This window comes from Micromonospora sp. NPDC085948 (assembly GCF_040686315.1).
Classification (GTDB): domain Bacteria; phylum Actinomycetota; class Actinomycetes; order Mycobacteriales; family Micromonosporaceae; genus Micromonospora.
Map to the genome: position 1 here is coordinate 15,760 of NZ_JBFBJW010000025.1, position 14,128 is coordinate 29,887.

The window sequence follows — 14,128 nt, forward strand, 5'->3', positions numbered from 1 at the left end:
TCTCCCCGCTGCGGCCGACCATCCAGCCAGCAGCGATCATCGGAGGAAGAACACATGCGCAGCACCAACCCGTTCGGTTCACGCCACTTGGCCACCGTCCTCGCCGCCGCCATCCTGGCGGTGGGCGCCGCGGGTTGCGGCTCGTCCGACTCTCCGTCGGCAGCGCAGCCCGCGCCGTCCGCGTCGGTCTCGGCCAACCCGGACGCCGGTGTGCTCGGCATTCGTGACCCGTGGGTCAAGGCGGCCGACAAGGGGATGACGGCGGCCTTCGGGACCCTGGTCAACGACGGTGACAGCGATGTCACGCTGACCAGCGCCACGACCGAGGTGTCGCCCATGGAGCTGCACGAGATGGCCATGAAGGACGGCAAGATGGTCATGCGGCAGAAGCAGGGCGGCATCGTGATCAAGTCCAAGGGCACGCACGCGTTGGAGCCCGGTGGCGATCACCTGATGCTGATGGACCTCACCAAGCCGGTCCAGGCCGGAGACGAGCTGACAGTCACCCTGACCTTCGCCGACGGCCGGACCCAGCAGTTCCGCGCGGTGGCCAAGCCGTTCACCGGCGCGCAGGAGAGCTACGCCCCCGGGCACGGCGAGCCCATGCCCGGCACGAGCGCTACGCCGGGGATGAGCATGAGCCCGGCGTCGTGACCGAGACGTCACCCGTCCGGCCGGTGAGCAGGCGTGGCCTGCTCACCGGCGGGGCTCTCGCCGTCGGCGGTGCCGTGGCCGGCGGGACCGCGATCGCCGTGACCCGTGCCGGGCAGACCGGACCACCGCCGGCGACCATCGCCGACACGACGCTGGCGGCGAGCGTGGGCGGCCTGGTCGAGCCGTTTCACGGCGCCCGGCAGGCCGGGGTCGCCACCGAACCGCAGGCGCACGCGGCATTCGTCGCGTTCACCCTGCGACCCGGCACCGACCGGGCCGCGCTGGGGCGGATGCTGCGGCTGCTCACCGACGACGCCGCCCGGCTCACCCAGGGCCAACCCGCGCTTGCCGACACCGAGGCCGAACTCGGGCTTCTGCCGGCGCGGCTGACGGTGACGTTCGGCTTCGGGCCCGGCCTGTACCGGGCCGCCGGTGTCGACGACCGGCGACCGGCCTCGGTCACCGACCTGCCCTCGTTCCGCGTCGATCGACTCCAGCCGGCCTGGTCCGGTGGCGACCTGCTGGTGCAGATCTGCGCGGACGACGCGGTCACCGTCGCCCACGCCCAACGAGTCCTGATCAAGGACAGCCGGCCCTTCGCCGTCGTCCGCTGGGTCCAGCAGGGCTTCCGGCGCAGCCCCGGCGTCGAACCGGGCGGCCACACGCAGCGCAACCTGTTCGGCCAGCTCGACGGCACAGCCAATCCCCGGCCGGGCACCCCGCTGGACACCGCCCTGTGGGTGCCGGACGGCCCGGCGTGGCTTCGCGACAGCACCACCCTTGTGGTACGGCGCATCAGCATGAACATGGAGACCTGGGACCTGCTCGGCCGCACCGACCGCGAACTCGCCATCGGGCGGCGGCTCGACACCGGCGCGCCCCTCACCGGCACCGCCGAGCACGACGAGCCCGACTTCGCCGCCACCGGCCCCGACGGGCTCACCGTCATCCCCGACTTCTCCCACCTCACCCGGGCCCGAGAAACCGACGACCGGCTGAAGATCCTGCGCCGGCCCTACAACTACGACGGCGTGCCGACCGCCGAGGGCCACGCCGACAGCGGGTTGATCTTCACCTCGTACCAGGCCGACATCGCCCGGCAGTACCTGCCCATCCAACGCCGACTGGCCGACCGGGACCTGCTCAACGAATGGACCACCCCGATCGGCTCTGCCGTCTTCGCCATCCCACCCGGGTGTACGCCGGACGGCTGGATCGGCGAGCAGGTGCTCGGATGACCCCGCCAACCGGAGACGTCACCAGGACCGTGCCGCCACCCCGCCCCACCGCCGTCCGGCTCGGCGCGGCGGCGCTCGCCGTCCTCGTGGCGCTGCTCATTCCGGCCAGCCCGGCCTGGGCGCACAACTCGCTCAAGTCGTCGACGCCGGCTCGGGACACGACCCTGTCGCGCGCGCCGACCGAGGTCGCCCTCGAATTCATGCAGCGGCTCGACCCCACGTTCACCACGATCGTGCTCACCGACGCCGCCAAGCGGAAGCTCACCACCGGCGCGCCGGTGGTCACCGGGGCGACGAGCACGGTCCAGATCACCGGCGCACTGCCCAACGGCAGGTACACGGTCGCCTACCGGGTCGTCTCCGCCGACGGGCACCCCGTCCAGGGGTCGTACCCGTTCACGGTTGCCGACCCCGCGTCCAGCGCCGCGCCGGTCGCCGACGCCGGTACGTCGGCCGCCACCGCGTCCGCCGCCGCCACCGCGAAGGACACCGCCGCCGGCCCGGGTGCCGCAGTGCTCGTCGCGGGTGCCGTGCTGGCCGTCCTCGTCGTGGTGGCGGCCGGGCTGCTGTGGCGGCGGGCCGCCCGTCGCTGACCGACCCCTTGCGATCTTGGAAGGAAACCGCCCCTCAAGGGGCACCTTTCTTCCAAGATCTCGATCGATCGAGAGGCCCTTCCGGTCGGAGAATCGGCCTCCACGTCGCCGGGAACCGGCGACGCCGGCCAGCCGACTACCAGACAGAGCCGACGCGACACACCACCGGGCGACCAGACCAGTGCGGGAGAGGCCTTCGGGTGCCTCCCGACTCTTCCGATCGGATCACCATGTCTCTTACCGAGTTGTCCGGCACGCCGACGCCAGAGCCCTCCGCACCCGAGAAACCCGCCCGGCCGGCTCGGCGTCCGTCGCCATTCGGCGCGCTGCTGCTGCGGTTGCACTTCTACGCCGGCATCCTCGTCGCCCCGTTCCTGGTGGTCGCCGCGTTGACGGGGCTCGCCTACACCACGACCCCGCAACTCGACTCGTTCCTCTACGGCGACCAGTTGACCGCCGCCCCGGTGGGTGACCGGCAGCTCCCGTTGGCCGAGCAGGTCGGGGCCGCGCGAAACGCGCACCCCACCGGCAGCATCACCGCCGTGCAGCCCGGCGACGGCGACCGGACCACAACTGTGGTCTTCTCCCTGCCGGAGCTCGGCGAGAAGCAGCACACCGTCTACATCAACCCGTACACCGGCGAGTCCCAGGGGCAGCTCACCACCTGGTTCGGCTCGACGCCGGCCGCGACGTGGCTGGACGACCTGCACCGCCACCTGCACCTGGGCACGGTGGGCGAGAACTACTCCGAGCTGGCCGCGAGCTGGCTGTGGGTGATGGCGCTCGGCGGGGTCATCCTCTGGTGGCGTCGACGCAGCGCAGCCCGAGCCAGCGCCCGACACCTGCTCGTGCCGGACCTGTCCACGGGCCGGGGTGTTCGCCGCACCCGGAGTTGGCACGCCACCACGGGCATCTGGCTCACCGTCGGACTGCTCTTCCTCTCGGCCACCGGCCTGACCTGGTCCCGCTACGCCGGCGCGAACTTCGCCTCCGGCCTCGACGCGCTCAATGCCCGTACGCCGGAGATCTCCACCAGCCTCAGCGCGATCCCCGCCGAGCCGGGCGGCGGCCATCACCACGGTGACGCCGGGGCGGGCGCGACGGTCGAGTCGGCGGCCTTCGACCGGGTGCTGACGGTCGCCCGCGACGCGCGACTCTCCGGGCCGATCGAGATCATCCCGGCGGCGGAGCCGGGCCTCGCCTGGACCGTCACGCAGGTCGACAACACCTGGCCGGTCGCCAAGGACCGCATCGCCGTCGACCCGGCCACCAGCACGGTCACCGCGCGCAGCGACTTCGCCGACTGGCCCCTGCTGGCCCAACTGAGCGGGCTCGGCATCCAGGCCCACATGGGCCTGCTCTTCGGCCTGGTCAACCAGATCCTGCTGGCCGCGCTCGCCCTCGGGCTGCTCTGCGTCATCGTCTGGGGCTACCGCATGTGGTGGCAACGTCGACCCACCCGCACCGACCGACGCGCCCTCGCCGGCACCCCGCCGGCCCGTGGCGGCGTACGCGGACTGCCGCTCTGGGGTCTGCTGATCGGCGTACCGGTGGTCGTGGCGGTCGGCTGGGCGCTGCCCCTGTTCGGGCTCACCCTGCTCGCGTTCCTCGTCGTCGACGTCGTCGCCGGCGCGGTGTCCCGACGCCGACGACCTGCCCAGGCGCCCACCTCGCCGGCACCCGCCGGGAGCTGATCAGCGAGGGCCGGCCACCGTGGTCAGATCACCACCTGTTTGGTGGTCGGCAAGGCGTCGACCATCGACTTCTGCACGTTTATCGTGTCCGCGATGATCTCGTGGGGCGTGTTGGCCATCCACTGCATCACCGAGATGTCCTCGAAGCGCGGATGCCGGAACATCTCCAGGAACACCAGCGGTTCGTCACCGGTGTTCTCGATGTAGTGCCCGTAGGCGAACGGCACGTAGCCCACGTCGCCGGCCTGGAAGTCGAACGTCCGGGCGGCGGCCTGGGACGCGAAGACGCCCATCCGACCGGTACCGGAGATGTAGTACTGCCACTCGTCAGTGGTGGGATGCCAGTGCAGCTCGCGCATTCCCCCGGGCTCGACCTCGACGAGAGCCGCGGCGGTGGTCACGGACGCGGCGAAGTTGGTCGAGTCGGTGACCCGCACCGTCCCGCCGCGGAAGCGTTGCGGGGTCTGCGCGGTCATCCGGTGTTTGAAGCTGCGCGGGATGTCGCCGGTGGGGCTGACCACCCGGTCCTGTTGCAGGGGCGGCGGGACGTCGCCCTGGAAGATGTACTTCTCCCGCTCGGGCAGGTTCTCCATCTGTTCCATCGTCCAGCCGAAGTTCTTGGCCAGGACGTGCCGGGGCGTGTGGGCGAAGAAGTCGCTGAGCAGGAACGTGTTGTTCTCCGAGAAGGCCCCGTCGTTGAAGACGAGCAGGAACTGGGCGCCGTCGTCCAGCGCCTGGATGTTGTGCGGTACGCCCTGCGGAAAGAACCACAGGTCGCCCTCCTTCACGTCCTCGATGAAGTTGCGTCCCTCGTGGTCGACTGCGCTGATCCGGCAGCTGCCGCTGAGCATGTAGGCCCATTCGGACTGCTGGTGCCAGTGGATCTCGCGGTACCCGCCCGGCTCCAATCCGAACTGGACGCCGGCCAACTGGGTGGCGATCGGCAGATCCCGGCTGGTGACCTCTCGGGTCCAGCCACCCTTCTCCACCCGGGTGTGCGCCTGGGAGAACGAGAACTTGAGGTTGGGCACCAGCCGGCTGTCGGTCGTCGGCGGCACCACCAGATCGGGGTTCTGCCGCTCCAGTTCGATGTTGCGGCCCGCGAGGGGCGGGGCACCCTGGTCGCCGCGGCGCGGCTGAGGATCGCTGTTCGCCATGATCGCTGTCTCCTTATGTCGGTTGTGCCGGCTCGGGCGCGGACACGGATCCGCCTCGCCGGCGTGGCCGGGACCGCAGCCCCAGCAGGGTGCGTACTGCGGGCCATCCGTACTGGACCGCGATCGCGGCGGGAATCGCCACCGCGGTCGCCACCACCACCAGGCGGGTCCACGGCGGAGCGTGGCCGCCCGCCCCGGCACTGGCGAACACGACGAGAGCCAGCAGGACGACCCGGAGCCGGTTCGCGCCGGGCAGGCTGGTCCGATCCGGGTGCTCGCCCCGGTCGTCGGCTGTCGAGGAGCAGTCGGGCCGACCAGCCGCGTTGCTCGGCAGCCAACGATCAAGGGGCGACGACGTCGTGTGGGCCATGCTTCGATGATCGGGGCCAACCAAGCGCCGTCACATCACGTGATCGCGCCATTACGTTGAGTCATTTCCGGGACGGCGTGGGCCTTACGCCGCAATCCCGCCGCTTCGTCGATCTGGTCGCCCGCCTCTCCCGCCGTGGATAGGCTCGGTCGCAGGACGGCCTTTCGACGCGCCGGGTAACCACCGGGGAGAACGCCATTGTCCGAATCATCCTTCAACGCCACGGCGATCCCGGCTGACGACATCGCCACCGACACCGAGCAACGACAACGGTGGCTGTTCGCCGCGGCTGATCAGCTCCGGCTCGCCGGACGCGGCGAGGCGGCCCTGCGCGTCCTGGCGGTCGAGATCGCCGCGAATGGCCGCGGTACGCGACACCGCGCCCTGCTGCTGAGCCGCCTGGCACAGATCGCGGCGCTGGAACCACCGTCGGTCGCACTCGCGGGCCTCCGGGAGTCGCTCAACCAGCGACTGGACGCCCCGAGCCGCGCCACGCTGCTCGCCGTCATCGCCACCGTCGCCGCCCGCACCGGACATCCGGACGCCGACGCCCTGCTGCGCGACGCGGGCACCGCGCACGCCACATCGGGTGACCGGTCATCCGCCCGCCACCTCGCCCTCGGCCGGGCCGCCCGCGCGCTGTCACACGGAGATCTACCCGGCGCGCACGCCGTCCTGACGGCACTGGACTCCGACGCCAGGACGGCCCGACGGGACGCCACCTCGGTCCGCACCGAAGCGATCCTGGTGCAGCTCGGTCTTGGCCGGCACCAGGACGCCCAGACGGCGACCGGGCAGGCCTTCGAGGACACGATCTCGACCGGTACGCCGTTGAGCGGCACCCTGACCGCCCTGGACTGCCTGCGCATGGTCGCGGTGGGCGAGTTGCCCGAGGCTGCCGCCCTCGCGGCCACCAGGCTCGGATCCGACTCGGTGGACATCAGCCAGGAGACACGTGCCCTACTGGTCACGGTCCTCGCGGAGGTGCACTACCGCCGGGGCGAGCACCACGCGGCGCGCGCCGCCCTGCGCGTCTGCCTCACCCGGAGACGGTGGCCGGACAGTACGGTGTGGACGCCCGCCCTCTGCGTCGCCATCCGCGATCCCGCCCTCAGCGAGCCGGCGAACCTCCTCGACAGCATCGTCGCCGACCTGCACCGGTCGGTGCGGTCGCTCCTGCCGGTGCCGCAGTTCGGCCCCCGTCTGGTCCGCGCGGCGGTGGCTGCTGGCGACACACAGGCCGCCCGCCGTGTCACCGAGCTTGTCGCACTGGTGGCCACCCGGACTCCGGTCCCGCTGTGGCAGGCACTGGCGGACCAGACCAGGGGGCTGCTCGATCGCGACCCAGGCGCACTGCGGTCCTCAGTCGACGGGCTGCGCACCACCACCGCGTGGCCGGCTCTGGCCGACGCGTTGCTCGACCTCGCCAACAGCCCTCTATTGCGCCCGGCACAGGCGTGGGATGCCGCGCACGAGGCGGCGGCCCTCTACGCCCGCATCGGCGCGCCGGGCGATCAGGCGACCGCCGACCGGCGGTGCGCCGAACTCGCGGCCGCCCCGCGCCGTCGGTCGTCGATCGATGAGCCGCCGCGCACGGGCATCGAGGCGCTCACGCCCGCGGAGGAGCGGGTGGCCGAGATGCTCGCGGCCGGCGCCACCAAGAAGGAGGCGGCCGGGCATCTCTTCGTCTCCTTCCACACGGTGGACACCCAGCTCCGGTCCATCTACCACAAGCTGGGTATCCACAACCGGATGCAGCTCGTGCGGGCCTGGGACCGGCACAAGTCGATGATCAGCTCATGATCGAACCAGCCGACCTGACCCCGCTCGCCGAGGGCGTGGAGTGCGAATTCATGTACTCCTACGAGTCGCGGGCGCCCGAGCCCGCGTACACCGATCTGGGGATCGCGACCACGCGCATCGGCGGCGGTGTCGCCCTCGCGATGCGCAACGACCCCTCCGGCGGGTACTGGAGCAAGGCGCTCGGCTTCGGCATCACCGAGCCGTTCACCGCGCGAACCCTGGACGGCGTCCTCGACTTCTACCGGGAGCAGGGCGTCGCTCAGGCCGTCCTCCAGCTCGTGCCGTCGGCGCTGCCCGCGGGCTTCGACGAGATCGCGGCGGCGCGCGGGCTCGAAGCGGGGAGCACCTGGGTCAAGCTCGCCGCCCGGCCCGGTGACGTCGCCGCGGCCCCGACCCGCCTGCGCGTCGGCCCGGTGCCGACGGCCGAGGCGGAGCGCTGGGCGAACGTGCTGCTCGCCGGCTTCGGCATGCCGGCCGGTGGGCTCACCGACATGCTGGCGGCGACCGTGGGCGAGCCGGCCTGGAGACCGTATGCCGCGTGGGACGACGCGGAGCTCGTGGCGGGCGGCAACCTGTTCCTGCACGACGGGGTCGCCTCGCTCAACGCCGCCGCGACGGCATCCGCTCACCGCGGCCTCGGCGCGCAGTCGGCGTTGATCGCCGCTCGCGCCCGAGCCGCGGCCGAGGCCGGATGCCGGTGGCTCTTCGCCGAGACCGGAAAGCCCGCACCCGGTACGCAGAACCCGTCGCTGAACAACCTGCGCCGGGCTGGGCTGGTGCCGCTCTACGAGCGGCGCAACTGGGTCTGGCGGTCCACTCCCTGACGTGGCCGTCACTTCTCGCTGTCGAGCAGGTCCATCATCGGGGCCGCGTACCGCTGACCGGAGGCGGCACCGGCCGGCACGGCGCGCTCGATCTCGTCCAGTGCCTCCCGGTCCAACACCAGGTCGGCCGCGGCCAGCGACTCGGTCAGCCGGTCCCGCCGCCGCGCGCCGACAAGCGGCACGATCTGCTCGCCCTGCGCCGCCACCCAGGCGATCGCCACCTGGCTCGTGGTGGCCCCCAGCCGCTGCGCGACCCGGCTCAGCGCGTCTACGAGCCGCAGGTTGGCGGCCAGGTGCTCACCCTGGAACCGAGGGCTGTTCGCCCGGAAGTCCGTGCCGGTCAGCTCACGGTCCGCCGACCAGTGCCCGCTCAGCAGACCACGGGACAGCACCCCGTAGGCGGTCAAGCCGATGCCCAACTCGCGCAGGGCCGGCAGGATCGCGGCCTCGGGGCCACGGGACAGCAGCGAGTACTCGATCTGGACGTCGCTGATCGGCGCGACGGCCGCCGCCCGGCGGATGGTGTCCGCGCCCACCTCGGAGAGCCCGATGTGCCGGATGTAGCCGGCCTGCTGCATCTCCAGCAGCGCGCCCACGGTCTCCTCGACCGGCACCTGCGGGTTCAGCCGGGAGGGCCGGTAGATGTCGATGTGGTCGGTGCCCAACCGGCGCAGCGAGTACGCCAACCGGTCCTTCACCGCCGCCGCCGACACGTCGTACGGTGCCGCCTGGAACGCGCCGTCCGGTGTGCGGCGCGCACCGAACTTCACGCTGAGCACGACCTCGTCCCGACGGCGCTCACGCAACACCCGACCGATCAGCATCTCGTTGTGGCCGGAGCCGTAGAAGTCCCCGGTGTCGACCAGGTTCACGCCGGCGTCGATGGCTGTGTGCAGCGTCGCCACGCTCTCCGCCTCGTCGGACGGGCCGTACAGGTCCGACATGCCCATCGCGCCCAGCCCGATGATCGACACCTCCGGTCCGGAGGCACCCAGCCGTCGTCGTGGTAGAGCCGTCATGGTCCTCGTCTCCTTCGGTCGGGTCGCGGCGCGTTCCGAGATCGGGCACCGCTGTGTACGCTGTGTCCATATAACCACCCCGTAGACACGCTGTCCATATAACCGGGAGGACCCGTGGCCCAGCTCACGCCGGACGCCCACACCCCGCCGCGCCGTGGTCGCGGCCGTCGCCCCGCCGATCAGGTACGCGCGGAGATCCTCACGGCAGCCGGCGCCCTCCTGCTGGCCGAGGGCATGGCCGGCTTCACCATCGAGAAGGTCGCGGCCCAGGCGGGGGCCAGCCGCATGACGATCTACAAGTGGTGGCCGTCCCGGGGGGCGCTCGCCCTGGACGGCTACTTCACCGTCGTCGCCCCCACGTTGGCCTTCCCCGACACCGCCGACATCGTCGCCGACCTGACCAACCAGCTCGTCGCCTTCGTCCACCTCGTCCGGGACACCTCTGCCGGGCGGGTCATCAGCCAACTCATCGGCCAGGCGCAGACCGACCCGGAACTGGCCGCCGCCTACCGGGAGCGCTACTCCGGCCCCCGCCGCGCGCTCGCCGTGGAGACCCTCACCAGAGCCATGGCCCGCGGGCAGCTCCGCGCCGACATCGACCCGGAATCCGTCGTCGACCAGCTCTGGGGCGCCTGCTACCACCGGCTGCTGATCCCCGACCTGCCGCTGACCGAGGACTTCGCCCGCACCCTCGTCGACAACCTCGTACGCGGGCTGCGCTGACGGCGCGGCTCACTCGGGCGGCTCGGCCCCCGACTGCTCGCTCACCAGGTACGCCGCGTACCAGTCGGGCCAGTTGTCGTCATGCTCGCCCGTCCGCTTCTCGTGCTCACCGTGCGCGGCGGCCGCACGCCGGAGCGCGCTCGCCAGGTCGCTCGTGGAGCCGAACGACGTGCGGCCTCCCTCGATGCGTCCGGGAAGCCTGGTCGTGATCTCTTGCAGCAGCCAGGTGTTGCCGTCCGGGTCGCGCAGCGTGGCGCGCGAGAAGTAGCTGCGCCGCTGCGGGTCCGGCCCGTCGACCGGACCGTCCGGGCTGACGTGGAAGACGTCGCCGACCTCGACACCGGCCGCGACGAGGGCGTCGTGGGCCGCCTCGATGTCGGACACGATCAGGTACGCCATGGCCGAGCCGGGGGCCGCCGACGTGAGCCCGGGCCCGAACTGCACCGAGCAGTCGGAGCCGTGCGGCGTGAGCTGGACGATGCCGGGCGGTGTCTGGTCGAGGCGCCATCCCAGCCGCAGGTAGAACGCCTTCGCCCGGTCGACGTCCGACACCGGGATGACAATCACCTCCAGCTTCACGTCGACGCTCTCGATGCTCGACCTGCCGCTCGCATCACCCTGGGCGCTCTTCGGGCTCATCACCGCCCCCTCTCGATCCGCCGATCGCCGAAACCGCGTGCCGGATGCCGCCTTCCCGACATCGGCCGGACGACACCCTGGCGGCCCGGCGCACCCCGAGGAGCGCGGGGTCCGGGTGTTCGCGCCGCCGGCTCAGCCCTCGGTGTCGTGGCCGGTCGCCGGCAGGCTCGCCACGGCATGGCCCAGCGCGTCTCGGAAGTCCCGGTACCGGTCGGGACCGAGCGTGTCGGCGAGTTTCTGCTCGATCAGGTGCACGAAACCGTCGGAGATCTCCATCAACCGGCGACCCCGGTCCGTCGGCACGATCAGCTTTGCCCGGCGGTCCGCCGGGTCGGGCGTACGCCGGACGTAGCCCAGCCGCTCCAACTCGTCGAGGATCGCGCCCATCGTCTGCTTGTTGCGGCCGGCCAGCCGGGCCAGTTCGCCGGGGCGGGTGCCCTCGGCATCCAGGTACGCGAGGACCGCGCCGTGGCGGGGGCGGACGTCGTCGAACCCGTGCTCCGCCGAGTGTCGGAAGATCTCCCGCTGCACCCGTGCGGAGAGCTGCACGGCCAGGATCCCGAGGTCGGGGTCCTGCTCCTTCAGTGTGCTGCGTTTCATAAAGTAGTCCAATCATTGGACGGTACAAGTTTTGGACTATATCGTCGCTGGCGGCGACCGATGGTCCGACCACGGTTTCGCCCCCACCGAGAGGACGACCATGACCATTCTGATAACCGGGGCAAACGGCACCGTGTCGAGGGAGGTGCTGCGCGAACTCGCCGGCCGCCAGCCGGTACGCGCCCTCGTCCGGGACGTCTCGCGCGCACCCCGCCTCGACGGTGTCGAGTACGTCGTCGGCGACCTGGACCGCCCCACCACACTGACCCCGGCGTTCGAGGGGGTCACGACGCTGTGGCTGCTGACGCCGATGGGTCCGCTGGCCCCGAGCCAGAGCATGAACGCGGTGTGGGCCGCCCGCCAGGCCGGCGTGCGGCACATCGTCCGACTCTCCGCGATCGGTGCCGCGCACGACGCGCCCACCCGCAACGGTCGGCTGCACGCGCTCTCCGACGCGGAGGTGCAGGACTCCGGGATCCCCTGGACGATCCTGCGACCGAGCTACTTCATGCAGAACCTGCTCGGCGCCAAGGCCGGTGAGCACCTCTACGGGCTCTTCGGCGACGCGCGGGTCGGGGTGATCGACGCCCGGGACATCGCCGCCGCGGGGGCAGCGATCCTCGCCGCCCCGCAGCGACACGAGGGCATGATCTACACGCCGACCGGGCCGGAGAGCATCACCCTGGACCAGGCCGCCGAGGACATCACTCGTACCCTCGGGCAGCCCGTCACGTACGTACCGCAGAACCCGGAACAGACGCGCGACAGCCTGCTCCAGGCGGGCCTCGACACGTGGTCGGCCGAGGTTCTCACCGAGTACCGGGTCGCCTACGGCTCCGGGTGGGGCGACTTCACCAACGACCACGTCGCCCGGATCGTCGGCCGGCAGCCGCGGACCTTCGCCGAGTTCGCCCACGACCACCGCGCGCACTTCGCCAACGCCTGACCGGCGAGCGGTGCCCTTCGGTGCGGTCTCGCCGAAGGGCACCGCGCGGGGCTTCCGCCAGTCGGCGCCCTACAGGTCGGGGTGACCAAAGAGTCCCGGCAGCCCCCCGGTGTGCAGGAAGACGACCTTGTCGCGGTGCGGGAAGCTGCCGGCCAGCAGCCCCGCCATCGCCCGGCCGGTGTACGTCGGGTCCAGGAAGACGCCCTCCTCGCGCGCGGTCGTCTCCAGCGCCGCCCGGGCCCCGTCGGTCAGCGTGCGGTACCCGGCGCCCACCTGGGAGCCGTCGATCCGCAGCGCGTCCGGCTCGACCTCGCCGTCGAGCAGCCCGGCGACTGTCGTACGCGGGTCCGGCAGGGCACCGACATCCACGCCGATCACCCGCGCGGCACCCAGCTCCCGCACCAGCCCGGCCATCGTGCCACCGGAGCCGAGCGCCACCACGACGTCGGTCCCGTCGACGTCCGGCACCTGTGCCCGCAACTCCCGGCCGCCGTTCACGTACCCCTGGACCGACGCGGGCGAGGTGCCGCCGAACGGGATCACCCAGGCGGATCGCCGCTCCGCCTCGGCCACCACCACCTCGGCGAGCGGGCCGTCCCCGCCCCAGATGACCTTTGCACCGGCGAGCCCGTCGAGGAGCAGGTTGCCACGCCGCTTCGCCGCAGGCGGGCCGGCGAGCACCAGCACACAGGCGAGACCGAGCCGCGCGGCGGCGGCCGCGGTGAGCCGGGCGTGGTTGCTCTGCGGCGCGCCCGAGGTGATGACCGTGGTGGCGCCGGCGGCGATCGCCTGGGCGCAGGTGTACTCCAACTTGCGGATCTTGTTGCCGCCTCCGCCGAGGCCGTTGAGGTCGTCACGCTTGAACCAGAGCTCGGCCAGCCCCAGCCGCGCCGCGAGCCGGGGCGCAGGCTCCAACGGTGTCGGCCACGTGCCGAGGGAAACGGGAGTGATCACCCCTGCAGCTAAGCACGCCACCGCGGAAGGCCAGCACCCCTTCGCCGCAACCCCAGCCTCGTCTAACGCTTGCGGCCCACCCCGCCGAAGGCGTCGATGTCGGCGGGCGTGTCGACCGCGTCGTCGGGTCGCCACTGCGGGCACGGCACCACGCCCGGCTCCACCAGCTCCAACCCGTCGAAGAACCCGACGATCTGGTCCGGCGAGCGAAGCGTGTACGGAACCGCCCCACTCTCGTTGTAGTCGTCCTGCGCCTGCTGCATCTCGGCGCTGATCAGACTCGTACCGTCGTTGAGGGAGAGGTAACTGCCGCTCGGTAGCGACGCCAGCAACTGTCGCGCGATCGACCTGGCCGCCTCGTAGTCGGGCACGTGGCCCAGCACACCGCTGAGGATGAGGCCGATCGGCTGCTGGAAGTCCAGCGTCCTGCCGGCCTCGGCGATGACCGCGGCCGGGTCACGCAGGTCACCGTCGATATAGGCGGTCCTCCCCTCGGCCGCGCCGACCAGCAACGCACGGGCATGGGCCAGCACCAGCGGGTCGCTGTCCACGTAGACGATCCGCGCGTCCGGCGCGATCCGCTGCGCCACCTCGTGGGTGTTGTCGGCCGTCGGCAGCCCCGTGCCGACGTCGAGGAACTGGCGGACGCCCGCCTCGCCGGCGAGGAACATGACCGAGCGGACCAGGAACTGCCGGGAGGCCCGGGCGACGTCGACGACGCCGGGGAAGACCTGCCGGTACTGGTCGCCGGCTTCGCGGTCGACCGCGAAGTTGTCCGTACCACCGCGCCAGTAGTTCCAGATCCGGGCCGAGTGCGGCACCGAGGTGTCGATCTTCTGCACCGCATCGACTCCGCCAGCCTCGGACCGGTCGGTCGCCTGCGAATCCGTGGTCACGACGAACCCCTCCTCCCA

General features: G+C 71.8%; 15 protein-coding genes. 8 read left to right on the forward strand and 7 right to left on the reverse strand.

All coding sequences use genetic code 11. The features are described from left to right. The first annotated feature begins 54 nt into the window (after positions 1–54). From AB0O48_RS34145 to AB0O48_RS34160, 4 genes are all read left to right on the forward strand, one after another. Complete coding sequence (locus AB0O48_RS34145; protein ID WP_357255918.1) at positions 55–654, forward strand: copper chaperone PCu(A)C; 600 nt, start codon at positions 55–57, stop codon at positions 652–654. Beyond that, positions 651–1,892 carry a Dyp-type peroxidase gene (locus AB0O48_RS34150; protein WP_365070070.1) on the forward strand — a complete coding sequence of 414 codons (1,242 nt, stop codon included), beginning with the start codon at positions 651–653 and terminating at the stop codon, positions 1,890–1,892. Before AB0O48_RS34145 ends, AB0O48_RS34150 begins: the two co-directional genes overlap by 4 nt. Further along, entirely contained in the window at positions 1,889–2,485 is a 597-nt protein-coding gene (locus AB0O48_RS34155; RefSeq protein WP_357571132.1) for a copper resistance CopC family protein, read from the forward strand. The genes AB0O48_RS34150 and AB0O48_RS34155 overlap by 4 nt, the downstream gene beginning before the upstream one ends. A 230-nt stretch (positions 2,486–2,715) precedes the next feature. Continuing rightward, positions 2,716–4,179 (forward strand): PepSY domain-containing protein, encoded by a 1,464-nt coding sequence (locus AB0O48_RS34160; protein ID WP_365070074.1) that lies wholly within the window; start codon positions 2,716–2,718, stop codon positions 4,177–4,179. 23 nt (positions 4,180–4,202) lie between these two features. Here AB0O48_RS34160 and AB0O48_RS34165 read toward each other — a convergent pair whose 3' ends face one another. Both AB0O48_RS34165 and AB0O48_RS34170 read right to left on the reverse strand, forming a co-directional pair. Continuing rightward, positions 4,203–5,336 (reverse strand): cupin domain-containing protein, encoded by a 1,134-nt coding sequence (locus AB0O48_RS34165; protein ID WP_365070077.1) that lies wholly within the window; start codon positions 5,334–5,336, stop codon positions 4,203–4,205. A gap of 13 nt (positions 5,337–5,349) precedes the next feature. Then, the gene (locus tag AB0O48_RS34170; RefSeq protein ID WP_365070080.1) at positions 5,350–5,706 is read right to left on the reverse strand and encodes a hypothetical protein; all 357 of its coding nucleotides are present in this window, start codon (positions 5,704–5,706) and stop codon (positions 5,350–5,352) included. Positions 5,707–5,904: 198 nt separating this feature from the next. On the opposite strand from AB0O48_RS34170, the gene AB0O48_RS34175 reads away from it, so the two are divergent. Together AB0O48_RS34175 and AB0O48_RS34180 are read left to right on the forward strand one after the other, a co-directional pair. Continuing rightward, entirely contained in the window at positions 5,905–7,509 is a 1,605-nt protein-coding gene (locus AB0O48_RS34175) for a helix-turn-helix transcriptional regulator (protein ID WP_365070083.1), read from the forward strand. Beyond that, on the forward strand, positions 7,506–8,333 hold the full coding sequence (locus tag AB0O48_RS34180; RefSeq protein WP_365070087.1) for a GNAT family N-acetyltransferase: 828 nt from the start codon (positions 7,506–7,508) through the stop codon (positions 8,331–8,333). Before AB0O48_RS34175 ends, AB0O48_RS34180 begins: the two co-directional genes overlap by 4 nt. An 8-nt stretch (positions 8,334–8,341) precedes the next feature. Here the strand turns inward: AB0O48_RS34180 and AB0O48_RS34185 are convergent, their stop codons facing one another. Beyond that, a complete protein-coding gene (locus AB0O48_RS34185) occupies positions 8,342–9,352 on the reverse strand; it encodes an aldo/keto reductase (RefSeq protein ID WP_365070090.1) in 1,011 nt (336 codons plus the stop codon). 114 nt (positions 9,353–9,466) lie between these two features. On the opposite strand from AB0O48_RS34185, the gene AB0O48_RS34190 reads away from it, so the two are divergent. Further along, complete coding sequence (locus AB0O48_RS34190) at positions 9,467–10,075, forward strand: TetR-like C-terminal domain-containing protein (RefSeq protein ID WP_357255902.1); 609 nt, start codon at positions 9,467–9,469, stop codon at positions 10,073–10,075. Between the two features lie 9 nt (positions 10,076–10,084). Here AB0O48_RS34190 and AB0O48_RS34195 read toward each other — a convergent pair whose 3' ends face one another. Together AB0O48_RS34195 and AB0O48_RS34200 are read right to left on the reverse strand one after the other, a co-directional pair. Continuing rightward, on the reverse strand, positions 10,085–10,714 hold the full coding sequence (locus tag AB0O48_RS34195) for a VOC family protein (RefSeq protein ID WP_357255900.1): 630 nt from the start codon (positions 10,712–10,714) through the stop codon (positions 10,085–10,087). Positions 10,715–10,846: 132 nt separating this feature from the next. Further along, on the reverse strand, positions 10,847–11,314 hold the full coding sequence (locus AB0O48_RS34200) for a MarR family transcriptional regulator (RefSeq protein ID WP_365070095.1): 468 nt from the start codon (positions 11,312–11,314) through the stop codon (positions 10,847–10,849). A 100-nt stretch (positions 11,315–11,414) separates the two neighbouring features. Between AB0O48_RS34200 and AB0O48_RS34205 the strand changes: the two genes are divergently transcribed. Beyond that, positions 11,415–12,260, forward strand: coding sequence for an NAD(P)H-binding protein (locus AB0O48_RS34205; RefSeq protein WP_357255896.1), 846 nt, complete (start codon positions 11,415–11,417; stop codon positions 12,258–12,260). A gap of 69 nt (positions 12,261–12,329) precedes the next feature. On the opposite strand, the gene AB0O48_RS34210 is transcribed toward AB0O48_RS34205, so the two are convergent. Continuing rightward, on the reverse strand, positions 12,330–13,214 hold the full coding sequence (locus AB0O48_RS34210) for a pyridoxal-phosphate dependent enzyme (RefSeq protein ID WP_365070098.1): 885 nt from the start codon (positions 13,212–13,214) through the stop codon (positions 12,330–12,332). A gap of 62 nt (positions 13,215–13,276) precedes the next feature. Further along, a complete protein-coding gene (locus tag AB0O48_RS34215) occupies positions 13,277–14,110 on the reverse strand; it encodes an SAM-dependent methyltransferase (protein ID WP_365070101.1) in 834 nt (277 codons plus the stop codon). Between the last annotated feature and the right edge of the window lie 18 nt (positions 14,111–14,128).